Origin of the sequence: Nocardia yamanashiensis NBRC 100130, from assembly GCF_001613325.1 — a bacterium.
Classification (GTDB): Bacteria; Actinomycetota; Actinomycetes; order Mycobacteriales; family Mycobacteriaceae; genus Nocardia; species Nocardia yamanashiensis.
The window spans coordinates 42,778-64,418 of record NZ_BDCD01000045.1; the positions used below are offsets into that span (position 1 = coordinate 42,778).

Sequence of the window (21,641 nt, forward strand, 5' to 3'; positions counted from 1 at the left end):
CCCGGGTTTCGTGCACACCCGAAAGCCGTCCTGATTGGTGCGAAACGATGGCGCCCGATACGGTGAGGGCGCGTCGGCGCGAGCGGTATGCGCCGAGTTCATCGAGGGGGAAAGCGTGCACCCGGACGACTCGTCCGCGCGGTCGATCAGGACCGCGAGTTCGGCGAACGCATCGAATCCGCAGCGGCGCACGGCTTTCCGGATGGCGGCGCTGTTCATCACCGTGATCGCGGTGGGCGCGCCGCTCGCGATCGGGGTGATCGCGCTGTCGGACGATACGTCGTCCACGCGCGAAACCGACCCGGCACAGGCGACGTACTCGATCCCGTCGAACCTGCCGCTGCTCACCACCATCCCGCAGCCGGTCACCATCCCCGGCACCTCGGCCACGACGGCCCCGCTCACGCCGTTCACCTGGCCGTTGACCACCCACCGCTCTCCCACCGGCTTCACGCTGATCCGCAATCTGCAAACCGGTGACTGCGTGGACGGCAACCTGAAGAAGGGCGAATCGGCGACCGGCATGACGGTCGTCGCCTGCACCAAACCCCATGACGCCGAAGTCGCGACGGTCATCTACCTGCCGTCCTGGGACAGCAAGGAATCCGTCGACGACTACATCCAGACCACCTGCGGCGAGCAACTCGACCCGATTCTGCGCGCCCACCCGGAGCTGACCTGGGCGTACTACTATCCGCCCTCGAAGGCCGACTGGCAGCAGGATTCGAAGGTGCAGTGCCTGCTGCACGACGGCAACGACGCGAAACTGACCGGCAAGCTCACCAAGTGACCTCGGCGACCGCCGCGTTCGCACCCCGAGTACAACGGAAGGCATGACCGAGAACAGGTTGGGTCCCTCGTTCCACACCGATCAGGTCGACGACGTCACGCAGCGTGAACTGCTCGTCGAGATTCTCGATTCCCAAGCCGCGCTGCCCGGGGTGCGGAGACTACGGCAATGGACGCTCGATGCGCTGCGGATCGAACCCGGGGATCGGGTACTCGATATCGGTTCCGGCACCGGCTCCGAAGTCGTCGCGATGGCTCGGCTCGCCGGGCCGACCGGTGCGGCCTACGGCGTGGACCCGAACCCCGGAATGCTGACGGTGGCACGCAAACGCGCTGCGGCGGAGGGTATTTCGGCCGATTTCGTCGAAGGCAACGCGTATGCGCTGCCGTTCGAGGACGGCAGCATCGACGCGGTCCGCTGCGAACGCGTCTACCAGCACCTCGACCATCCGGACCGGGCCAGCGCCGAGATCGCCCGCGTCCTGCGACCGGGCGGACGCGCCGTCGTCATCGACAGCGACTGGTCCACCACGATCATCCACCCCGGCGACCCCGAGGTAGTGGCAGCCATGACCGCGACCTCCCTGAGCCGATCACTGCACCCACACTCGGGCCGCATGCTCCGCGGCTGGCTGACCCACGCCGGCCTCACCGTGGAGGGCATGAGCGCCGACGCCGTCATGTGGGAGCCGGACGGCATCCGCGCCATGATGCCGATCGGCGCGGAGAAAGCCGTCGCCCAAGGCACCATCACCGAGCAACAACGCGACCGCCTGCTCGCCGACCTGGAAGCCGGCATGGCGGCCGGCGACTACCACTTCTCCGTAACCATGTTCGCCGTCCAAGCCCGCAAACCCGACTGACCCCGACACCTGGCGAGACCCACCGATAGGGCGTATGCAGGGCATATGGGCCGCCACCCCAAACGCACCCCGTTCTACGGCGTGCTGATGCTGCTCACCGTCATGATCACCGGCCTCTGGGTCCGCGATCTGACGGTGACGTGGCTGCGCATCACCCTCTTCATCGTGTTGTTCGCAGTCGCCCTCGTCGGCTTCGTCATGACCTTCCGCGACTACTCCTGATCCCCGGGCAAAACACTCGCAGTGAAGACATCCCACTGATCCGCAGTGAAGACGAGTGCCGGGCCGGCCGGGTCCTTCGAATCGCGAACGCCTACTGCGCCGTCCGGGAGCCAGGCCACTTCGACGCATTCGGTCTGACCGCTGCTGTGGCTGCTCTTGAACCACAGCGCTCCGGCTAGTTCCGTGTTCATATCGCGAAACTCCTCGCCACCTGCCGTAGCAGGTCTCTCGTTTCCGTCTCTGTCAGAGCCACATCCCTTATGGCCGACGCGATTTCATGGTATCGCCGGACATCGTCCTCTTTCTCCATGTAGAAGTCCGGTTTGCCGGCACCCTCGAAGTAGACGAGCGAGGGCTCAACCGGGCGAGCCCTCGAGTCGGTGCCGAACTCGAGGATGGCGAACGGGCCGTGCAGCAAGCCGTGCACACATCCGCTTGCGAACGGTTGAACGCGCAAAGAGACGTTGGGAAGCTTGCCTACCTCGGCGAGGTGGTGCAGTTGCGCCGCCATCACGCGAGGTCCGCCGACCGCGCGGTGCAACGCCGATTCATGAAGCAGCAGTTCGAGTTGCACCGGTTCGGCCTTGCGCGTGACGATGATCTGACGCTTCATCCGCAGCTCGACCCGGCGTTCTATCTCGTCGTCGCTGCTGCCGACGTAGAACGCGCTGATCAGCGAACGCGCGTATTCGGCGGTCTGGACGAGACCCGGCACAATCTCGTGATAGGCAGTCTGTTTGCGAGCCGAAGCTGCCAGCCCGACGTACATGTTGAATGTCGCATCGCTGTACAGCCCACCGAAAGCGGTGTACCACGAGGCGATTTGGGCTTGCTTCGCGAGTTCGACGGCACGGTCGGTGTCGGCGGGCGTCACCTCGTACAGCTCACACAGTGCCTGGATGTCGCGGATGCGTAGCTTCTTCACCCCACCGGTCTCGATCCGGTGCAGGCAGGTTTTGCTCAGCTCCACCAAATGGGCCGCGCGATCCATCGATAGTCCTCGGCCCTCGCGGGCCTCGCGCAGGTATCGCCCGAGCTGCCGTCGCGGCAGCGTCGAAGGTTCCTCATCGCTGGTCATGTCTGCTTCCTCGAGGATTTCGGAACAGAAACTCACGACATCGCGGAACAGACTGTACGCCGGGCCCGGACCCTACCCTCGCGGTTCGGACGGATCCGCCTGGAACGTCCGAATCGGCTGTTCTGGAGCGGATTACGGTGATGTGCTGGCCGTATGCCCACCGAACCTGACGACATAGAACTGCAAGTCATCCAAGACGTCATCGACATCGTCGAAGGCCGTCTGAGCGAACGGGAACGCCACGGCTGGCGCTTGACCATCCCTCGTTCTCGGGTCTACGCGACCGTGCTGCACGCGGTGCTGCTCAGTGCGCGGGCGGCGTGCATCGTCCCGGCTACGCTCGATCGGGCCGAGATTCTGGATGTGATCTTCGATGGGATCGAGCCGCCGAATTCGCCTGCGGTCGGTTGTAATCCGGTGGAGGACGCTATCCGACATCATGTGGTTCCGGTGAACTGATCGCTACGGTGTTGGAGTTCTTACGGGAGGTATGGGCCGAGATCGGTGGCTATGCGGTGCGGGTCGCCGTAGCCCGAGCTGAAGTATGGGTAGGGGCGTTCGGGTAGGTAGCGGGTCTGCATGGTGGTGATGATGTCGGCAATTTCGTGGGGAGGGGTGTTGCGGCCCAATAGTTCTCGGAGGACGATGAATTGTTCGACCGCGGGTGGTTCGAGTTCGCGGAACCATTGCTCGACTGCTTCGAGGGAAGCGGCTGCATCGTCGCGGCGGAGGTCTTCGATTGCCCAGGCGTAGGAATTCGCCAGGCGGGCATACAGGTCGGTCAGGCCGGGCGGGAACGACGGGGCCACGGCGACGATCAGACGCCAGACGTAATCGTCGAAGGACTTGGTCAGTTCGGGTCGATCCGTGGCCAGGTCACGCCAATCATCTGTCCACTCCGCCTGGCGGTACAGGTCGATCAGCCGGCCGGGTTCATACAGGGGCAGGTAGAATTCGTTGTCACCGGTTTTCAATACCTTTTCGAGCAGTTCCGTTGGTACGGAGCAACTTTCGGCCAGCAGGACGGCGTCGTAGAGGTCTTTGGCGTGTTTGCCTTCGGCGGCCAGCCAGAGCAGTTTCCACGCCAATGCCAGTGGGCGGCTCGCGGCCGAGAGCAGGGGCGGCGGGCCGGGGGTGCCGAGGCGGGGAATCGGGGTGCGGATTGCTGGGGCCGGGAGTTCCTCACCGAAGGCGAAGTCGATTCGCAGGTCTCCGGTGCCGCCGTGCGAGCGTTCCCAGGCGAGGGTGACGCTGCGGCCGGGTGCGCCGCGGTAGGTCCAGACATGGTATGCCGCAGCGATATCCACCGGCACCGGGTGAATGCGCAGGGATCCCGCCGCTTGCGACAGTTCCGCCGCCCTGGCCGGGATCTCCATGAGCATGCGCTGCACCGCGTCGTCCTCGAGCCGCCAATCAACCGGCGTCACCACGAAATCCAAGTCACGCGGTTCACGCGCCTGCGCACCGAACCAGGCGGTCAGCAGCACGCTGCCGCGCAATACCAGGTTATCGGCCCATTCCGAGGCGGCGACGGCGGCGAGCACCAGGTCGATCGCCTCGCGGTGCGCCAGGCGCGGGTCGTCCATCGTGGTCACGCGATCATTGTCGCAAACAACCCGCACCCATTGCCGCCGAGAATCTTTCGTGATCGCATGGGCCGATGACCGTCGAGCACTTCCTTCCGTTCCGCAAGAGTGCGGTGATCTCGTTGTGCGCCGGGGAGGTGCCGGAGGCCGAGCGGGAGTCGTTCCTGGAGTTCGCGCGATTGCTGGCGGCGTTGGTGCACTACCGGTTTCATCGGCGCGGGGATGCCGTGCTGGATGCGTATCAGCTGGTCGATCCGGCGCAGGATGTGCGGAACATCGGTACGGCGAGTGCGGCGAATCAGGCGGCGGCGCGGGAGGCGGTGGAGCGGGAGCTGGTGGCGTTGACGGAGGCCGCGGACTTCGCTCGGATCGATGCGAGCGAGATCGCTCAGGCTTTCGCCGAGCATGCCTTGGTGAAGGTGCGGTTGGAGGTCGACGACACGGATATCGATACGGTGATGTTCTTCCGGCGCGGCGTATCCCAGCGCACCGAACAGGTGAAATGGCTCTATGGTCTCCGCCGCCGGTCCATCGAATTCACCAGTTATTCGAAGGTTCTCGTCTATGTGGCGTTCAAAGACCATGTGCTGCTGAAGCTTTTCCAGAATGTCCCAGCCAATGACCTGGAAATGCTCTATCCCAGCGTCCGTGTCCGCATGCGCCCGCTGGACAAACTCCTCATCGGCGTTCCCGCCGTCATCTCCGGAATCATCGTCCTGGTAACCAAACTCGTCGCTTCGCTCGGCCTGCTCATCCTGCTCGCCGCCTTCTGGCTCGGCCTCCGCGACGAATCCGTCCGCCTGGACCAGACCGCTCTCGTCACCCTCGGCGCCGGCATAGCCGCCTTCACCGGCTACCTCGTCCGCCAATTCTCCAAATTCAAGAACCGCAAGATCAAACTCATGAAAACCGTTGCCGAGCACCTCTACTTCCGCAATCTCGACAATGGCCCCGGCGTCTTCCACCATCTCCTCGACGCCGCCGAAGAATCCGAAGTCAAGGAAACCCTCCTCGCCTACCACTTCCTCCACACCGCCGACCACCCCATGACCGCCCCCGAACTCGACAAACGCATAGAAGAGTGGTTCCACCACCACTGGAACACCACCTTCGACTTCCAGATCTCCCCCGGCCTCGCCGCCCTCACCGACCTCGGACTCCTCACCGAGGACGAACACGGCACCCTCACCGTCCCACCACTCCCCGAAGCCCGCCGTCGCCTGGACGACCAGTGGGACAACGCGTTCCGCAGCGCCTAATCCAGCCAGTCGGCGCAGTCCAGCACCTCGATGCCACGGCTCGGGAAGACGGAGTCCATGAAGAAGTCGTGGATGGCGGCATCGCCGTCACCGCAGCCGTCCCGCAGCACCGTGAGCCGGTAGCCGCGGTCCGCGGCGTCGTAACAGGTCGCGGCGACCATTGCGCCGGTGGCGACGCCGGCGATGGCGAGGTTCGTGATGCCGCGGGCGCGCAGGACCAGATCGAGGTCCGTGCCGGCGAAAGCGCTGGCACGGCGCTTCAGCACGACGACGTCGGCGTCGGTCACCGGTAGTGCGATTTCGGTTGCGGGAGAGCCTTCGTGAAACGTGTCCCCTCCTTCGAAGAAGGATTGGAACAGTTCGTTGTCGGGCGGGAGGTCGGTGGCGTTCGGGCGGAGAGCGAAGTGGACGAAGACAACCAGTACACCGGCGGCGCGGGCGCGTGGGAGCAAGTCCGTCAGTGGCGGTACGGCGTTCTTGGCGAACGGGTAGTTGTCCGTGATTCCGTGCTGGATATCGCCGATTATGAGTGCGGTCGTCAAAGCAGCCTCCGTTTGCGGGTCCTCGGGTACGACCTTATCGATGCCGAAGCCGGGCGGGCGATGCACTGACCATCGGTGTCAGGGTTTCGGGAAACGCTGGGCTGCTCGGGTTTCCGGTGCACACTGAGGGTTGAGGCGGGTGGGTGCGCCCGCCTCGGAGGGTGGTGATTCCCGATGACGTCCAGCGGTGAACCGGACGATGATCTGAGTTTGAAGAAGTACGGGTTCGATACCGTCGAAGTGGATGAGGAAGAAGAGGATTCGGGGCCGCCGGGGGATCCGCCGCCGCCCGATCCGGGTGACGATCATATTCCGTTCGCGAAGCGGGCCAACTCGGTGGCCAACGCCGACGAGTGGGCGGCGGCGTTCAATGCGCGGCGGTTGGATGGGATACGGCGGGCGCAGCGGATCGCACAGCGGTTCATGGTGGCGCCCACCGCGGAGGCTATTCGGGCGGGCGATCGGGAAATCGAGAGACTGCTCGGAGTTTTCGAGGATCGCTACCGGACCGACCGCATCAGCCACACCGACCTCATCGTTCACGCGACATGGGCGTTGCGCACGAAATGGAAGCGGGCGACCGGGCCCACCGCGTATTACGAGAACACTCCGCAGCCTAGCCATCACCGGATCGTGTCGTTCCAGTTGGAGCGGGCGACGGCCGACGAACAACGCCTGGGCGTCAACGAGGAACTGAATCCCTCCGATGTGTACTTCCTCCAGTACTACCGCGCGGCCGGAACCCAGCAGAACCCCCTCCCCCGTCTCGACCTGCTCATCCAGCAGCAGGCGTATTCCAAACCCACACAACCGATCTACGACTACCTACGCCTGATAAACCCCGAACAGGACGGCAATGTAGAACCAGCCGAGTACTTCCTGGGCTCCGCCGCCTACTACGCGTTCCTCGGCTCCCCGAACGGCTCCCCGGTCGCCTATCTGACCCACGATTGGGGCTGGTGGCTCGGCATCAACGGCATCAGCTCCATCCGCATCGACGGCTCTCTGAACCTGTATTTCACCTTCAGCCATCCCGGAACCGGCACAGGCACAACGTCTTCGGCCTCATCCTCGTCATCGACCTCCACGTCCACCTCATCGACCTGACCGCTATCCGGCGGAGCGGCTTCGGCGTGCGTTCTCGCCGGCGAGGATTTCGATCAGCCCGGGAAAGCGGTGTTTCAGGTCGGCAGCGCGAAGTTGGGCCATATTGCTGTTGCCACGATTGACCTGGCGGATCAGCCCCGCTTGCCGGAGTACCCGGAAATGGTGCGTACGAGTGGCTTTCGAGACGGGCAGACCGAACGAGCTGCAATGCCGTTCCGCGCCTTCCGCATCAGCCAGCAAGCCGAGCACCACTTCCAACCGGTGCTTGTCGGCCAGGGCGGCCAGTACCGCGCCCAGCTCCATGTCCGCTACGTCCGGCTCGTCGTCGCCAGGCATGCCGCAACCCTCCTCTAGGTACGACTTGCATCGTACCCAAGGGCTCGTTTACCGTCCGAGGTATGACAGAATTCGTACCTACTCCCACGGTCCCCCTCGCGCTGATGGGCCTCGCCCACCCGAAGCCCGAACGCGCCGCCGAGCTGAAGGAACTCCTGATCTCGTTCGTCGCTCCGACCCGCGAAGAGCCCGGCGCCCTCGAATATCACTTCCACGAGGACGCCGACGACCCTTCGACTTTCGTGTTCTACGAGGTCTGGCGGTCCAAGGCCGACCTGGACCGCCATCTCGAGCTACCCCATATGCGCGACTTCTGGGAGCGGCGCATGGACTACCTCGAACGCGACCTCGACATCCGTTTCCTGACTATGCGGAGCCCTTACCCGCGGCCGATCGCGTAGCCGGCCCAGCGGGTGATCGCCTCGGCCACTTCGTATGGATCCACCCGGGCGGACGCGGGTAGGTCGGGGGTGCGGCGTTTGCGGGCTGCTTCGACTCGGGCGGCCGCTTCGCGGGGTGGGCAGTCGTAGAACTCGGCGACGGCGCGGACGCGGTCCAGGGTGGTCGGCCAGCCCCAGACGGCGAGGCGGTCCTCGAAGGGGATGGTGGGGTCGGAGCCTTCGCGTCCCTTGGTCACGCTGTCGATCACCCATTGCACGGTGGGGAATCTGTTGTCGTCGAAGTGGGCGGGGTCGGCGGTGAAGACGGGTTCGAGGGCGCGCAGCAGGCGCCAGCCGAACAGGTCCAGGTGGTCGGCGAGATCGGGGCGGTCCTTGGCGAACTCCTCCCATTCGATGTCCTGGGGGAACCGGGAGAGGGTCGCGAAGGTGGCCATGGGGCTCACTGCCTGTAGCAGGTCGAGGGACGGGGTGCAGTGCTCGGCGAGCAGGACGGCGTCGTAGAGGTCCTTGCCTTCCGGGTACTTGTCGTCGGTGAGCCACAGCAGTTTCCAGGCCAGTGAGAGTTCCGGGGTGGCCGCGAGCAGGCGGGCCGGCGGTCCGGGACGGCCGAGGCGGGGGATCTCGGTCCATTGCGGTGGTTGGTGCAGGAACTCGTTGAAGACGAAGTCCAATTGGATGGTGCCCGAGGGGATTCGGGGATCGAGTGGGGTCCACGGCAGGACCAGGCGGCGACCGGGGACGCGATCATAGGTCCAGATGTCGTCGTCGATGGCGTCCGTGGCGTGGATGCGCAGGAGGCTGCCGGGCTGATCGGTGACCGCCGCCACGCGGTGGGCGAGGTCGGCGAACAGGGTGTCGGTGCGCTCGCTGCCGAACTTCCAATCCTGCGGGATCACAATGAAATCCACGTCGCCGGGTTCGCGGGCGGCGGCACCGCACCAGGCCGCGAGCAGGACACTGCCGCGCAGCACCAGGTGCTCGGACCATGGGGAATCGGTGACGGCCGCCAGTACGCAGTCGAGGGCGGCACGGCGGGTGGCGAACCAGTCGCGCGCGACAGCCGGATCGTCGAAATGCGGTTCGCTCAGGCGCATTCCCATTTGGTGGTCGCGTATGGACGGGTCGAAGACGGGGTGCTGGCGGATTCCGTCGCCTGCGACCGGGTGGAGAGTGGGCGGGAAGCCGGCCTTTTCCCGGGTTTCCGCGGACGGTGGCGTGGCGGGCACGATGACGTCGGGATCCCAGGGGCCGGAGCCCATCTTGTCCCAGGATTTGGTGCTCATTGTTGTTTCCCCGATTCGGCGATCCAGCCGTCGTCGATCGATTCGTCGGTGTCGTGGACGACGAATTCGCGCTCTGCCGAGAGTATTTCGTGGTGCTGTGCGCGGAGAGCCGCCAGTAGCTCGTCGAATCGCGCGATGGCCGTCGCATCGCCGACCAGGCGGCAGCGCTGGGTGACGAAGCGTTCGGTGCGGCCGTCGGGGCGGGTGCGGCGGGCGTTGGCGGACAGGTGTGCGGAGTGGGCTTGTGCGAGCGCGGCGAGGTCCGCGGCGGGGAAATCCGGGTCGAGCAGCAGCTTCACGTGGTGTTCGAAGTAGTACCGCGGGCCGAGTGCGAGGGCGTCCGCATCGGTGGACGGGACGCCGGCGCTCCAGGGTGTCGCCTCGATTTTGGCGCGCACCACCGGGAATCCGGCCGCTTCCAACCTGGCGTGCAGCTCGGCGATCGAGTCCCGGACTGTCGCAAGGGTTCCGGAGGCGCGCACGGTCAGCATGGGCTGGCTGACCATACGTCCGCGCGCCAGTACGATGTGCGCGAACTTCAATCCGTGTGCGGCCGCGTACCGTTCGAGAGCGTCCACCCGTTCCGTGCCGTCTGCTCGCACGGTGAGATGGGCTTCGAAGTCGCCTCGGAAGAGCGGGATAGCGGTGACTGTCACCGGCCCATCGTCGCAAACCGCCGGTGAATCGTCGCGTCGATTTCCAGCCGCTACCGGGTGGCATCCACGCTGGATACCGGCAGGCCGAGCGTACGGCGACACTCCCGCCGCCCGGGTACGGCGGCTTAGGCTGGACGGCAGGCCATTCCACGGGCGGGAGATTCGATGACCTCGGTTCCGCAGGTGACCCGGCACGCGTCGTACGGCATCGACGCACCCCTGGTCGCGACCGCGTTCGCCATGATGGCGGCGGGGTTCCTGGGTGCGGGCGTGGTCGCGTTCGCGCTCGCATCCTCGGCCGGGTGGGGACTGCTGGCGCTGGGGATCTTCATGGCCGCGCAATGCGGTCTGTGCCTGTATGTCTCGCGGCGCGGGAAGTTCGCGGTGTGGGCGGAACTGCTCGACGAGCTGCGGTTGCGCGGGGACGAACGCGCCGTGGACCTCGGCTGCGGGCGGGGCGCGGTGCTGATCGCGGCGGCGCGGCGACTACCGCGCGGCCGCGTCGACGGCGTCGATCTGTGGCGTTCGATCGACCAGTCCGGCAACGACATCACCGCCACCACCCGCAATGCCGTGGCCGAGGGCGTGTCCGACCGCATCCAGCTGCACACCGCCGACATCACCCGACTACCGTTCAGCGACAACACCTTCGACCTGGTGCTGTCGAGCCTGGCCATCCACAATATTCCGACCCCGGACGGGCGGGCGGCCGCCGTGCGCGAGGCGATCAGGGTGCTGCGGCCGGGCGGGCGGCTCGTCGTCGCCGACATCTTCAAGGTCGGCGAATACGTTCCGGCGCTGGAAGCGGCCGGCGCCCAGGCCGTCACCGTCCGCCCGCTCGGCTGGCGCATGTGGTGGGGCAGCCCGTTCGTCGCCACCCGCGCCGTCACCGCGAGCAAGTAGCGCCAGAACCCGATGCACCCGACCCACGAGGGCCCGTACGGAGGCTGCGCCCGACTGTCGCGGGCTCGTCTGAGGACGGAATAATCGGTGCTGTGCATGTGCCGATTCCGATGAGGCCCTCCCAGATATAGCGACCCAACCACGACTTCACGCGCACGACGACGATAGGATTGCCGGTCATTCATCGACCCATCGGAGTGAGTTCGAAGATCTCGATGACGAAAGTGCCGGATTTGCCATCGAGATAGGGATGCTCGGAGCACAACAGGCGCGCATGCGCGATGGTGTCGGCTTCGATGACCGAATAGCCGTTTAGCTCGGTGGCTGTCGCGTCGGAACCGTTGCCCGTCAGCGCGCTTCGCGCACCGAAAGGTTCACCCAGAGACAGCAGCGCGCTGCTGAGCCGGTCGGTCCATCGGGTCCAGGCCCGCATCTGAGCCTGGACCTGTTCGGCGGGGAAGTTCTCCAGCGGACGCGCCGGACCGCGGTACAGCAGCATATATTGCGCCATCTGGTCACTTCCCCCCGCGAACGATGGCCCGGGCCGGGCAGAGGACCTCTGCCTGCTGCACATCCGCGGTGTCGCCGTCGTCGATGACGTCCTCCTTGAGCAGAATGACCAGTCCGTCGTCGTCCTGATCGAAGACATCGGGCGCCACGTAGACACACTGGCCCGCACCGATGCATTTGCCGCGGTCGACTACAACGCGCATGGGAGTACTCCTGTTCGTCAATGCTCGTGGGTGAGAGGATCGGCAAGATCACCAGGTGACCGGTAAGGCGTGGAGTCCGTAGATCCGCATGTCGTGTTTGAAAGGCAGGTCGTCGACCGGTGCCGCCAAAGCCAGCGTCGGCACTCTGCGGAACAGCGTGCCGTAAGCCACCTGCAGTTCCATTCGCGCCAGGGTCTGGCCGAGGCACTGATGCGGACCGAACGCGAAGGCGAGGTGGTTTCGGGCATTTCGCCGGACGTCGACGACATCGGGATCGCCGGGGAACGCCTGCGAATCGCGGTTGGCGGTCTCGATCGCCAGGATCAGTCCCTCCCCCGCCTCGATGCGCACCCCGCCGACTTCGATGTCGGCCACTGCGACCCGCCGGCGGCCGTGGTGCACCACGGTCAGGAATCTGAGCAGTTCCTCCACGGCGCTCTCGACGATGGCGGGATCATCGCAATCTCGCAGTACCGCAGCCTGTTCCGGGTTGGCGAGCAGCAACGCGGTGCCCAGCGCGATCATGTTGGCCGAGGTCTCGTGGCCAGCCATCAGCAGAATCTTGCCGATGCCCGTGATCTCCTCGACGCTGAGCCGACCGGATGCCGCCAGGTGGCTGAGAATGTCGTCACCGGGGCCTCGCTGCTTCTCGACGACCACCGCGCGGATGAGCCCGAGGAGTTCCTCCGCGGCCGCGCCGGCCTCCTCGGCGGAGGTCACCGTGGAGATGGAGGTTCCGGCGAGCCGGTGGAATCGATCGCGCTCGGTGTAAGGCACGCCGAGCAGCTCGCAGATGACCAACGAGGGCAGCGGGAGGGCGAAGGCCGAAACCAGGTCGGCGCTCCGATTCCCCTGTGCCAGCATCTCGTCCAGCAACCGGTCGGCGGTCTGCTGGATCCACGGACGCATCCGTTCGATCCGCTTGACCGAGAAGTGTCCCGTCAGCAGCCGGCGGTAGTCGGCGTGCTCGGGGTCGTCCATCGACATGAACGGGCGGCTGCGCTGAACGGCGGCACGCAAGGCGACCGTCGAGATCGGGTAGCCGGTTTTGGTCGCGTCCGCACTCACGCGCGGGTCGGCGAGCAGCGCTCGTACGTCGTCGTATCCGGTGATGAGCCAGGGCTCGCTCCCGTCCCAGATGCGCACCCGCGCGATCCGGTCCGCTCGCCGTAGCTGCGGCGGCGGATCGAACGGGCACCCGGTGTCGCGAGCCATCGGGAACACCGGGATGTCGGTCGGGGCGCTCATCAGGACCGCGCCACGCGGGCTTCGATGATTCCGGCCGGACCGCCGGTGGACAGGACCCGTTCGATTTCCAGGCCCGCTTCGGTGAACAGGTCCCGGTACTGCCGCTCGGTGCGCTCCTTGCCGCCGAACAGGGCCAGCAGGTTGAGGTCGGTCAGCAGGCCCAGGTGCGGCGTATTGCCCTCCGGCAACACGATCTCGATGAGGATCAGCCGGCTCTCCGCCGACATGGCTTCGCGAATGTTGCGCAGGATCCGCACGGAATCCTCGTCGTTCCAGTCGTGGATGATGTGCTTGAGGATGTAGGCGTCCCCACCCGCGGGAACGCCGTCGAAGAACGATCCGGGCTGGACGTTGCATCGCTCGGCCAGGCCGAGGCTTTCCATCCGTACCCGCGCACCGTCGACGACGGCGGGCAGATCGTAGAGCACACCGGTGGAATCGGGTGCGCTGCGCAGGATCTCGCTCAGCAGCCGGCCGTGTCCGCCGCCCACGTCGATGATGGTGGAATAGCGGGAGAAGTCGTAGGAGGCGAGTACCGCCTTCAGGGTCATACCGGACACGCTGGTCTGGGCGTCGTTGAAGATCTTCCCGAACGCGGGGTTCGTCCGCGTGAATTCGAAGAAGGGCACCCCGCGCACCGCCGGCACCACCGACTCACCGGTGCGGATGCCCTCGGACAGATGCGACCAGTGCTCCCGATGTTCCGGCGACCCCACGAACAACGACCACGGGCGGACCGAGACCTCCGCGTCGGACCGCAACGGATCCGACAGCTCGTTGAGCGCGTACCGGCCGTCGGCCTCGTAGGCGAAGACTCCGCGACTCGACAGCAATCGCAGCAGCCGGTGTACGGCATCGGCGTTCGCGGTGATCTTTTCCGCGATATCGGCTGCCGTCATCGGGCCCGCTGCCAGCACATCCGCGATTCCCAGATCCGCTGCCACATATATCGCCTGGGCGAACGAGCCGTTCCCGATCATCTCCATCAAAGCGATGGCCGCAGGCTTCTTGGTAGGCGAATCAACCATTACGCAACTCCTCGACGTGCATCTGACTGGATTCCCGAATCCTCGCAAAACCGAGTTCTGTTGTCGAGAACGGTTTTTCGCGCCTCGCACACGTTGCCGCAGCCAGCTGACTGGGTTACGGTCGGCGAACACATCGCATGTGGCAATTCGCCTTTCGCGCAGATCGAACCTCGGCCGGAAAACCGATGGTGTTCTCGAAATTCAATCAGCACGAACCCGTGCGACAGCGGCGACGAAACAGTGAAGGACTGGAAGATATGTGTGGACTGACGGGATGGGTCGACCATCGCAAGAACTTGGCGTCCAGCGTCGCCACAATGTCCGCGATGACTGCGACAATGGCCAATCGTGGCCCCGATGACGAGGGCATATGGGTCTCCGAGCACGCGTTGCTCGGGCACCGGCGACTGGCGGTCATCGATCTCGCCGGCGGTCGGCAGCCGATGGTCGCCGACGCCGCCGGCGCCGAGGTCGTCATCAGTTACACCGGCGAGGTCTACAACTTCATCGAATTGCGTGAAGAATTGCGCGGACTCGGGCACGCGTTTCGAACGGAAAGCGACACCGAGGTGGTGTTGCGGGCATATCTCCAGTGGGGCAGTACGTTTCCCGCTCACCTGAACGGAATATTCGCATTCGCTTTGTGGGACGGCCGGACCGAGGAGTTGCTACTCGTCCGTGATCGCTTCGGCGTGAAGCCGCTATATTACCAGCCGCTGGACGGCGGCGTGGTTTTCGGTTCGGAGCCGAAAGCCATTCTCGCGCATCCCGATGTCGACGCGGTGATCGACCGCAATGGACTGCGGGAATTTTTTACCATGACGAAAACACCCGAACTCGCACCCTTCCGCGGCATGTTCGAGGTGCGTCCGGGCACTGTGGTCAAGGTCGGCGCCGACGGCATCGAGAAGAGCGTCTACTGGCAGCTGGCGGCCCGGGAGCACACCGACGATCTGGCGGCGACCATCGCGCACGTGCGGGAACTGCTCGAGGACATCGTCGCCCGCCAGCTGATCGCCGACGTGCCGATCTGCTCGCTGCTGTCCGGCGGGCTGGATTCGAGTGCGATCACCGCGCTGGCCGCCAAGGTGCTCGCCGGGCGCAATGCCGCTCCCCTGCGCACCTATTCGGTCGACTTCGCCGGCCACACCGAGCGATTCACGGCCAACGCCGCGTGGAAGGACCCGGACACCCCCTTCGCGATAGAGGTGGCCGAGCACCTCGGCGTCGATCATGTGATCGTCGAACTGGACAATGCCGAACTTGTCGATCCGGCGGTACAGACCGCCGTCCTGGACGCCTTCGACCTGCCGGTGATCATCAGCGATATGGAGTACTCGCTGTACCTGCTGTGCCGCGAGATCCGCACGGCGGCAACCGTGGCGCTGTCGGGAGAAGCCGCCGACGAACTGTTCGGAGGGTACAACCAGTTCCACGACCCGGACGCGGTCGCGGCCGACGCGTTCCCGTGGTTCACCTCCGCCGCCAAGTCGGGCGGAATCGCCGCCCTGCACTCGCTCGGGCTGTGGGATCTCCTCGGTCTCGGCGAGCATCTCAAGCAGCGCTACGCCGAAGCGGTCGCCGAATGTCCCAGGCTGCCGGGCGAATTCGGGCACGAGGCACGGATGCGCGAGATCACCTATCTGCACCTCACCCGCTGGGAGAACATGCTGCTGGATCGCAAGGACCGGGTGAGCATGGCGGTCGGGCTCGAGGTCCGGGTGCCGTTCACCGATCATCGGCTGGTCGAGTACGTCTTCAACACTCCCTGGTCGATGAAGACGTTCGACGGATACGAGAAGAGTCTGCTGCGTGCGGCGGTGGCGGATCTGCTGCCCGAGTCGGTGATCCAGCGCCGCAAGACGCCCTACCCGTCGACCCAGGACGTCGCCTACGAGCAGGCGCTGCGCCGGCAGGTCGAACAGCTCCTCGAGCCGGGCTCCCCGGCCCTGAAACTGGTGCGTGAGAGCGATATTCGTGAACTGCTCGCCAGTGCGCCGGGCACGCTGTGTGTCGGCGGGCCGTGGAGTGCGCGGATAGTGCTGGAACGCTTGGTCGCCTTCAACCGGATTGTCGCGGAGCACGATATCGAGGTGGAGCTGGACTGAGCGATGGCGGTCCGGCGTCAGCCGGACCGCCGTGCCCGCATGGTCGGGGGCTGATCGTAGGGAATGGATTCCGGGCCGGGCGCCAACAGCAGGATTTCCCCGATCAATCCGTTGAGCAGCGGGTTGCCGGTGTCCCGATGTTCAGGAATCCGGTCGTAGGAGCCGTTTTCGGCCCCGGTGCGCAGTTCGGCGAGCATGCGCGCGAGGATCAGCTCGCCATCGAGGGTCAGCACCGATTCGGGATGGAATTGCACCGAGTAGAAACCGGGTCCGCGCAGTGCGTGGACTTCCCCGGTCGCCGCGTCGCGCGAGACCTGGACCTGTCCGCTCAGACCGGGCCGGCAGATGGTGTCCGTTCCGGAGTGCACGCTGAAGCTGTTGTAGAAGCCGACCCGGTGCTCGGTGCCGAACAAATCCACCGGTCGCTGCACGCCCTGGTTGGGATAGACCCGCCGGGCCAGTCGCATGCCCAGCAGATCGCCGAGCACTTGATGGCTCAGGCATACCGCCAGGAACGGCCGGTTCTCACACAACAGCCGATCCAGCGTGCGACGCAAGGCGGCGATCTTGTCGTCGGACGCCGCGCGCGGATCGCCCGGGCCGGGCCCCATGACCACCAGGTCGAAGTCCGCCACGTCGTAGTCCTCGTCGAACCGGCGGATGGTCACGTCCGCGCCCAGCGTGCGCAATTGGTGGCCGAGCATGGCCGTGAAGGTGTCCTCGGCGTCCACCACCAGGATCCGCCCGTAGTCGACGGATCCGGCTCCGGGCGAACCGGTCTCGGTTCGCGCACGCCAGAATCGGGATACCCGATCGTTGCGCTGGTTCAGCAGGGTCACGACCTCGGGATGGTCGGCGAACCGTTCCGAGGACTGCGCGCCGAGCGCTGCCAGCACGGCCGAAGCCTTCGCCCGGGTCTCCGCTGCTTCGGCGTCGGGGTCGGAGTGCCGCACGATGGTGGCCCCCACCGCGACCTTCATCCGGCCGGCGATGTCGATGTCGGCGGTGCGGATGAGGATGGCCGAGTCCATCTGTTCCTGCCCCCGCTCGTCCTCACCGATCAGGGCGATGACGCCGCTGTAGTAGCCGCGACCGGTCGGCTCGTAACGGCTGATGACACGGCAGGCGCTTTCGAGCGGACTGCCGACGACGGTCGGTGCGAACATGGTCTGCCGCAGCAGATCCGCCGGACGACGGGTGGTGTCGCCTTCGATGAAGTACTCGGTATGTGCGAGTTTGCTCATCTCCTTCAGATACGGCCCGACCAGCCGGCCGCCGGACTCGCAGAGCCCAGCCATCATCTTCAGTTCCTCGTCCACCACCATGTACAGCTCATCCGACTCCTTCAGGTCGGACAGGAAGTCCAGGATTCCGGGCAAGGAGGGTCCCGAATCGGGATACCGGTAGGTGCCGCTGATCGGATTCATCGCCAGTACGCCCTGATCCAGGCTCAAGTGCTGTTCGGGTGTCGCACCGACGAAGGTGCGGGTGCCGGTGTGGACGAGAAAGGTCCAGTACGAACCCGATTCGGCCTCGAGCAGGCGACGGAACAGGGTCAGCGCGTGCCGTGGACGAAAGTCGGTGATATCGGCGCAGTACGACCGCTTGGCCACGAAGTTGGCGCCGACGCCCCGGCCGATCTCATCGGCCAGGATCCGGCGCACCATCTCACCGTATTCACGGTCGCACAGATCGAATCCACCGCCGCTGACCGAAATCGGCTGTACCGGAATCCGGCTCAGCGCCTCGTGTTCCGAGACACGTTCCTGCTGCCGGATCTTCATGAGCAGCAGCGGTTCCCCATCGTCGACGCAGTCGAAACCGCGCTCGGCGATCTGCCGGTAAGGCACCAGTGCCAGCACGTCGTGGCGGGCCCCGGTTCCCCGCGGCGTGCACAGCGCGTCGATGTCGGCGAGCGAGCGGGCCTCGGCGAACTCACCCAGTAGCACGTCGACCTGGTCCGAGCCGTGGGAGCGGGCGCGCCGAAGCAGCGCGAACGGCGGCGGCGCTTCGGCCAGGATCGCTTCCAGCAGATCATTGTTCATCGTCGTTCTCCCGGCTCGCGCTCACGCGCCAACTGGCCCAGCAAGTTGTCCGTGGTGGCCACCACCGCACACCGGCGGGCCGCGTAATCGAGCGCGAGCCGATGCTCGTCCAAGCTGAAATCGGCGATCGCGTCGGCTGCCAGGAACGGCTGGATGTCGTGAGAGAACGCATCGCAGGCCGTGATCAGCACACCGACGTGCGCGTACACGCCGCAGATCACCAGTTGATCCCGCCCCGCGGCGCGCATCCGCTCGAGCAGATCGGACTTGTGGAAGGCACTGTAACGCCATTTGGTCAGTTGCCAGTCCGCGTCGGTCGGCGTCAACGGTTCGACCACCTCACGGTCGGCGGGCGCCACCGTCATTCCGGGGCCCCAGAAATCGCGCAGGAGTCCGCGCTGCACCGGCGTCATCGAGCCGGGTTGCGCGGTGTAGCACACGGGGACACCCGCGCGCGCGCAGTTTTCGCGCAGCAGTGCCGCGTTCGTGAGCAATGTGCGGCCAGGCTCGGCGTCGGCGGGGAAGGGACGCACAAAGAAGCGCTGCATATCGTGGATCAGCAGTACCGCCCGCGCCGGATCCGCCTCCCATGACGCGGTGTTGACCGGCAGGTCGAACCCGGTCGGCATCCGGTAGGAGTCGATGTCGGGAATGCGCGCCTGCGGCGCGATCTGATTGCTAGACACCGAGACCCGCCCCACCGTCGACGGTCAGATCGTGCATCGTGATGTGCCGTGCGTGATCGGACAGCAGGAAGGCGACCGCGTTCGCGACGTCCGACGGGCTCGCGATCCGCCCGAGTGGGATGCCCACCCGGTACGCGTCCGGGTCGCCGTGCAGGGTGCCGTCCGCACCGTGCTCCTCCGACCAGAGCGATCGCAGCATCGGCGTATCGGTGGAGCCCGGAGATACTATGTTGCAACGGATTCCGTGCCGGGCGACCTCGAGGCCGAGGCATTTCACGTACATGGTGGCGGCGGCTTTGGTGGCGGCGTAGACGGCCATTCCCACCCGCGGCGTGCGTGAGGCGTTCGAGCCGATGGTGACGACCGCGCCTCGCGACCTGCTCACCATGGCGCGCGTGACCGCGGAGGTGACAACGTATACCCCGCGGGCATTCACCTGGAAGGTCCGATCCCATTCGTCCTCGGTGATATCCAGCGCGGGGGCGGGGTGCAGCACCCCGGCAGCGTTGACCAGGTATTCGATCGGCCCGAGTTCGTTCTCGACCCGGTCCACCAGGCGCTGTACCTGGGCCGCGGAGCCGACATCGGCCGGGCAGGCGCGCACCTGGGCTCCGTTCTCGGCGCACGCGTCCGCCATCCGTGTCAGTGCGGCGGCGTCGCGATCCACCGCCGCGACCGAGATGCCTCGGCCACCGAGTTCGGCGACGATCGCCGAACCGATTCCCCCGGCTGCTCCGGTGACCAGCGCGACCTTCCCGCTGTATTCCATATCGTGGCTCATCGCCCCACTCGTTCCAGTAGCTCGGTGACATTGACGGGGCCGAAATACTCTGTTGGTGAGAGGGTTCCGGCTCCCACGCTGACGAATCCGTCCATCGCCGCCTGCTCTTCCCGGGCCGCCAGCAACAGGCGCTCGAGTTCGGGCGAGGGCGCCTCCAGGCGGGCCAGCTGCGCGGTGTGCTCGTAGAGCGGCAGGCGGCGCTGGTCCCGGACTCGTTGGTAGTCGGCCATCGCCGCCTCGAACGGCACATCGTCGTTCAGGTGGGAATGGACGGCCGCGCTCAGCAATTCGGCGCCTTCGAAGGCGTCGCTGATGCCCTGCGCGGTGATCGGATCCCGGTTGTAGGCGGCATCGCCGACGAGCGCCCAGCCGGGGCCGTAAGGTTTGCGGAAATAGTTGGCGCAGGCGGCGCCGCTGAACGGCTCCACGCGAGTGGCGCTGTCCAGCCGGCGCGCGAACTCGGGCCAGAGTTCCAGCGTCGCACGGTAATTGCCTTCGATATCCGCACGGAAGGCGAGCCGCTCGGCATTCGGCCAGCAGACCACGACCAGGGTGAGGTCGTCGTTGGTCGGGATCGCCGCCCAGCAACGCGACGGCAGACTGTAGATTTCGAAGCCGTCGGTCGGCAGTCCGCTCCAGTACGTGAAGTATTGGTACTGCAGCTTCGGTCGGGTGTGGTACTCCTCGGCCTCGACGAGTTTCGCCACCCGTGACGAGCGTCCATCCGCGCCTATCACGAGCTGTGCGTATTCGCGCACGGCGAGGCCGTTCCGATCGTGCCCGCTGATGCCGACCACCACGCCGTCCTCGACGATCAACTCGTCGACCGTGCAGCCCTCACGGATCTCCACGCCGGCCGCCACTGCGGCATCGACCAATATTTTGTCCAGCAGCGTTCTCCTGGGCGCGTATCCGGTGCGGACACCGTCGCTCGGCAACGGGCGTCCGGACAGGCTCACCGGGCCGTCGGTGAGGGCGAAGTTGAAGGTGAACTTGTCGATCGCGGGCGTGCCGGTGGCGATCACTGCATCGAGCAGGCCGAAGCGCCGCAGCGCCGCGACGCCCGGCGCGTTGATCATGTGCGTCGACAGGGCATCGCTGGGGAAGGTGGCGCGGTCGACCGCGAGGACGCGATATCCCCTGCGCGCCAGCAACATTGCCGTGGTCGATCCCGCGCAGCGCGCGCCCACCACGATCACATCGTATTTTGTTCTCATCGCACTCTTCCCACGAACGGGCCGGGCGAGCGCCGCGCCGGCGCCGCGAATGGAAGCGGGCGGGGACTCCGATCGATCCGGAGTCCCCGCCCGTAGAATCAGCCGACCGGCTGCGCGGGGCGATCGGACGCGCGGCGCGGTTCGTGCGCCACGTCGCCATCACCGAAATCGCGGATCCAGGAAGCGAATTCGAGCAGAATGCCGTCCGGGTCCTGGAAGTAGAGCGACCGATGGAAGACGTCTGCGTTCACGTCCTGGGCCACGGTCGAGGGACTGTTGTCGTGGTTCATCTCGTCGACCCGGATGCCCTTGGCGATCAAGCGATCCCGGTACTCATCGAACTTCTCGGGCGCCACGTCGAACGCGATGTGGTTCACCGCACTCACCCGCGTCTGCCACTTCTCCTCGTCCACGCCCTCGGTCGGCGGCGGATTGAAGTATCCCGGCAGCGCGCCGGGCCGGTTGACGAACCAGAAGAAGGTGAGGACGTTCCCGTTGCCCACGTCGAAGACGAACTGCTGCCCGCCCGCCGGCATCTTCGGCAATTCGATCGTCTTCACCAGGGGCATGCCGAGAACACCCGAATAGAATTCGACGGTCCTTTCCATGTCGTCACAAATCAATCCGACATGGTTGAAACCACGCAGCTCGAACTCCTTGTTTTCCTGACTTTCCACTGCTTTACCTCCACCTGAACTGGAACGACGCGTCGATACTAACGCGCACTATTCGAATTTGTCGCTCTCCGAACGGAATTCGATTAACGTTCGGTTCCCATATTTCGGGCACG

At 65.7% G+C, this 21,641-nt stretch carries 25 protein-coding genes; 9 read left to right on the forward strand and 16 right to left on the reverse strand.

Annotation, left to right across the window (positions count from 1 at the left end):
• Positions 1 to 115 precede the first annotated feature (115 nt).
• The 3 genes from NY1_RS38030 to NY1_RS43935 are packed head-to-tail and all read left to right on the forward strand — an operon-like array spanning position 116 to position 1,874.
• A complete protein-coding gene (locus tag NY1_RS38030; RefSeq protein WP_157762743.1) occupies positions 116 to 790 on the forward strand; it encodes a septum formation family protein in 675 nt (224 codons plus the stop codon).
• A gap of 43 nt (positions 791 to 833) precedes the next feature.
• Complete coding sequence (locus NY1_RS38035; protein WP_067722272.1) at positions 834 to 1,652, forward strand: methyltransferase domain-containing protein; 819 nt, start codon at positions 834 to 836, stop codon at positions 1,650 to 1,652.
• A gap of 45 nt (positions 1,653 to 1,697) precedes the next feature.
• Complete coding sequence (locus tag NY1_RS43935) at positions 1,698 to 1,874, forward strand: hypothetical protein (RefSeq protein WP_169815465.1); 177 nt, start codon at positions 1,698 to 1,700, stop codon at positions 1,872 to 1,874.
• Here NY1_RS43935 and NY1_RS38040 read toward each other — a convergent pair.
• On the reverse strand, positions 1,865 to 2,065 hold the full coding sequence (locus tag NY1_RS38040; protein ID WP_067722274.1) for a DUF397 domain-containing protein: 201 nt from the start codon (positions 2,063 to 2,065) through the stop codon (positions 1,865 to 1,867). The two genes, NY1_RS43935 and NY1_RS38040, sit on opposite strands and share 10 nt — an antisense overlap.
• A complete protein-coding gene (locus tag NY1_RS38045) occupies positions 2,062 to 2,952 on the reverse strand; it encodes a helix-turn-helix domain-containing protein (protein WP_067722276.1) in 891 nt (296 codons plus the stop codon). The genes NY1_RS38040 and NY1_RS38045 overlap by 4 nt, the downstream gene beginning before the upstream one ends.
• A gap of 153 nt (positions 2,953 to 3,105) precedes the next feature.
• On the opposite strand from NY1_RS38045, the gene NY1_RS38050 reads away from it, so the two are divergent.
• Positions 3,106 to 3,411, forward strand: a complete 306-nt coding sequence (locus NY1_RS38050; RefSeq protein ID WP_067722278.1) for a hypothetical protein — start codon at positions 3,106 to 3,108, stop codon at positions 3,409 to 3,411.
• Positions 3,412 to 3,431: 20 nt separating this feature from the next.
• On the opposite strand, the gene NY1_RS38055 is transcribed toward NY1_RS38050, so the two are convergent.
• Positions 3,432 to 4,538 (reverse strand): nucleotidyl transferase AbiEii/AbiGii toxin family protein, encoded by a 1,107-nt coding sequence (locus NY1_RS38055; RefSeq protein WP_233434665.1) that lies wholly within the window; start codon positions 4,536 to 4,538, stop codon positions 3,432 to 3,434.
• 74 nt (positions 4,539 to 4,612) lie between these two features.
• Between NY1_RS38055 and NY1_RS38060 the strand changes: the two genes are divergently transcribed.
• Positions 4,613 to 5,797 carry a TMEM143 family protein gene (locus tag NY1_RS38060; protein WP_067722280.1) on the forward strand — a complete coding sequence of 395 codons (1,185 nt, stop codon included), beginning with the start codon at positions 4,613 to 4,615 and terminating at the stop codon, positions 5,795 to 5,797.
• On the opposite strand, the gene NY1_RS38065 is transcribed toward NY1_RS38060, so the two are convergent.
• Positions 5,794 to 6,339: a cysteine hydrolase family protein gene (locus tag NY1_RS38065; protein ID WP_067722312.1), complete on the reverse strand. Its 546-nt coding sequence runs from the start codon at positions 6,337 to 6,339 to the stop codon at positions 5,794 to 5,796. The two genes, NY1_RS38060 and NY1_RS38065, sit on opposite strands and share 4 nt — an antisense overlap.
• Before the next feature lie 174 nt (positions 6,340 to 6,513).
• On the opposite strand from NY1_RS38065, the gene NY1_RS38070 reads away from it, so the two are divergent.
• A complete protein-coding gene (locus NY1_RS38070) occupies positions 6,514 to 7,446 on the forward strand; it encodes a hypothetical protein (protein ID WP_067722281.1) in 933 nt (310 codons plus the stop codon).
• A 3-nt stretch (positions 7,447 to 7,449) separates the two neighbouring features.
• Here the strand turns inward: NY1_RS38070 and NY1_RS38075 are convergent, their stop codons facing one another.
• A complete protein-coding gene (locus NY1_RS38075) occupies positions 7,450 to 7,782 on the reverse strand; it encodes an ArsR/SmtB family transcription factor (RefSeq protein WP_067722282.1) in 333 nt (110 codons plus the stop codon).
• Between the two features lie 62 nt (positions 7,783 to 7,844).
• Between NY1_RS38075 and NY1_RS38080 the strand changes: the two genes are divergently transcribed.
• Positions 7,845 to 8,183 (forward strand): putative quinol monooxygenase, encoded by a 339-nt coding sequence (locus tag NY1_RS38080; protein ID WP_084536125.1) that lies wholly within the window; start codon positions 7,845 to 7,847, stop codon positions 8,181 to 8,183.
• Here NY1_RS38080 and NY1_RS38085 read toward each other — a convergent pair.
• Both NY1_RS38085 and NY1_RS38090 read right to left on the reverse strand, forming a co-directional pair.
• On the reverse strand, positions 8,162 to 9,466 hold the full coding sequence (locus tag NY1_RS38085; RefSeq protein ID WP_067722285.1) for a nucleotidyl transferase AbiEii/AbiGii toxin family protein: 1,305 nt from the start codon (positions 9,464 to 9,466) through the stop codon (positions 8,162 to 8,164). The two genes, NY1_RS38080 and NY1_RS38085, sit on opposite strands and share 22 nt — an antisense overlap.
• Complete coding sequence (locus NY1_RS38090) at positions 9,463 to 10,122, reverse strand: hypothetical protein (RefSeq protein WP_067722286.1); 660 nt, start codon at positions 10,120 to 10,122, stop codon at positions 9,463 to 9,465. Before NY1_RS38090 ends, NY1_RS38085 begins: the two co-directional genes overlap by 4 nt.
• Before the next feature lie 165 nt (positions 10,123 to 10,287).
• On the opposite strand from NY1_RS38090, the gene NY1_RS38095 reads away from it, so the two are divergent.
• Positions 10,288 to 11,025 (forward strand): class I SAM-dependent methyltransferase, encoded by a 738-nt coding sequence (locus NY1_RS38095; protein WP_067722287.1) that lies wholly within the window; start codon positions 10,288 to 10,290, stop codon positions 11,023 to 11,025.
• A gap of 181 nt (positions 11,026 to 11,206) precedes the next feature.
• Here the strand turns inward: NY1_RS38095 and NY1_RS38100 are convergent, their stop codons facing one another.
• From NY1_RS38100 to NY1_RS38115, 4 genes are read right to left on the reverse strand one after another with little or no spacing between them, the layout of a single operon-like run.
• On the reverse strand, positions 11,207 to 11,536 hold the full coding sequence (locus NY1_RS38100; protein WP_157762745.1) for a hypothetical protein: 330 nt from the start codon (positions 11,534 to 11,536) through the stop codon (positions 11,207 to 11,209).
• Between the two features lie 4 nt (positions 11,537 to 11,540).
• Positions 11,541 to 11,738, reverse strand: coding sequence for a ferredoxin (locus NY1_RS38105; RefSeq protein WP_067722289.1), 198 nt, complete (start codon positions 11,736 to 11,738; stop codon positions 11,541 to 11,543).
• Positions 11,739 to 11,786: 48 nt separating this feature from the next.
• The gene (locus tag NY1_RS38110; RefSeq protein ID WP_067722290.1) at positions 11,787 to 12,986 is read right to left on the reverse strand and encodes a cytochrome P450; all 1,200 of its coding nucleotides are present in this window, start codon (positions 12,984 to 12,986) and stop codon (positions 11,787 to 11,789) included.
• Entirely contained in the window at positions 12,986 to 14,014 is a 1,029-nt protein-coding gene (locus tag NY1_RS38115) for a methyltransferase (protein ID WP_084536127.1), read from the reverse strand. Before NY1_RS38115 ends, NY1_RS38110 begins: the two co-directional genes overlap by 1 nt.
• 257 nt (positions 14,015 to 14,271) lie before the next feature.
• Between NY1_RS38115 and asnB the strand changes: the two genes are divergently transcribed.
• Entirely contained in the window at positions 14,272 to 16,122 is a 1,851-nt protein-coding gene (asnB, locus tag NY1_RS38120; protein WP_067722314.1) for an asparagine synthase (glutamine-hydrolyzing), read from the forward strand.
• 17 nt (positions 16,123 to 16,139) lie between these two features.
• On the opposite strand, the gene NY1_RS38125 is transcribed toward asnB, so the two are convergent.
• The 5 genes from NY1_RS38125 to NY1_RS38145 form a co-directional block, all read right to left on the reverse strand.
• On the reverse strand, positions 16,140 to 18,167 hold the full coding sequence (locus NY1_RS38125) for an anthranilate synthase family protein (RefSeq protein WP_067722292.1): 2,028 nt from the start codon (positions 18,165 to 18,167) through the stop codon (positions 16,140 to 16,142).
• A complete protein-coding gene (locus NY1_RS38130; RefSeq protein ID WP_067722315.1) occupies positions 18,164 to 18,796 on the reverse strand; it encodes an isochorismatase family protein in 633 nt (210 codons plus the stop codon). The genes NY1_RS38125 and NY1_RS38130 overlap by 4 nt, the downstream gene beginning before the upstream one ends.
• A gap of 49 nt (positions 18,797 to 18,845) precedes the next feature.
• The gene (locus NY1_RS38135; protein WP_084536129.1) at positions 18,846 to 19,634 is read right to left on the reverse strand and encodes a 2,3-dihydro-2,3-dihydroxybenzoate dehydrogenase; all 789 of its coding nucleotides are present in this window, start codon (positions 19,632 to 19,634) and stop codon (positions 18,846 to 18,848) included.
• The gene (locus NY1_RS38140; RefSeq protein ID WP_067722293.1) at positions 19,631 to 20,851 is read right to left on the reverse strand and encodes an NAD(P)/FAD-dependent oxidoreductase; all 1,221 of its coding nucleotides are present in this window, start codon (positions 20,849 to 20,851) and stop codon (positions 19,631 to 19,633) included. Before NY1_RS38140 ends, NY1_RS38135 begins: the two co-directional genes overlap by 4 nt.
• Positions 20,852 to 20,949: 98 nt before the next feature.
• A complete protein-coding gene (locus tag NY1_RS38145; RefSeq protein WP_067722294.1) occupies positions 20,950 to 21,528 on the reverse strand; it encodes a VOC family protein in 579 nt (192 codons plus the stop codon).
• Between the last annotated feature and the right edge of the window lie 113 nt (positions 21,529 to 21,641).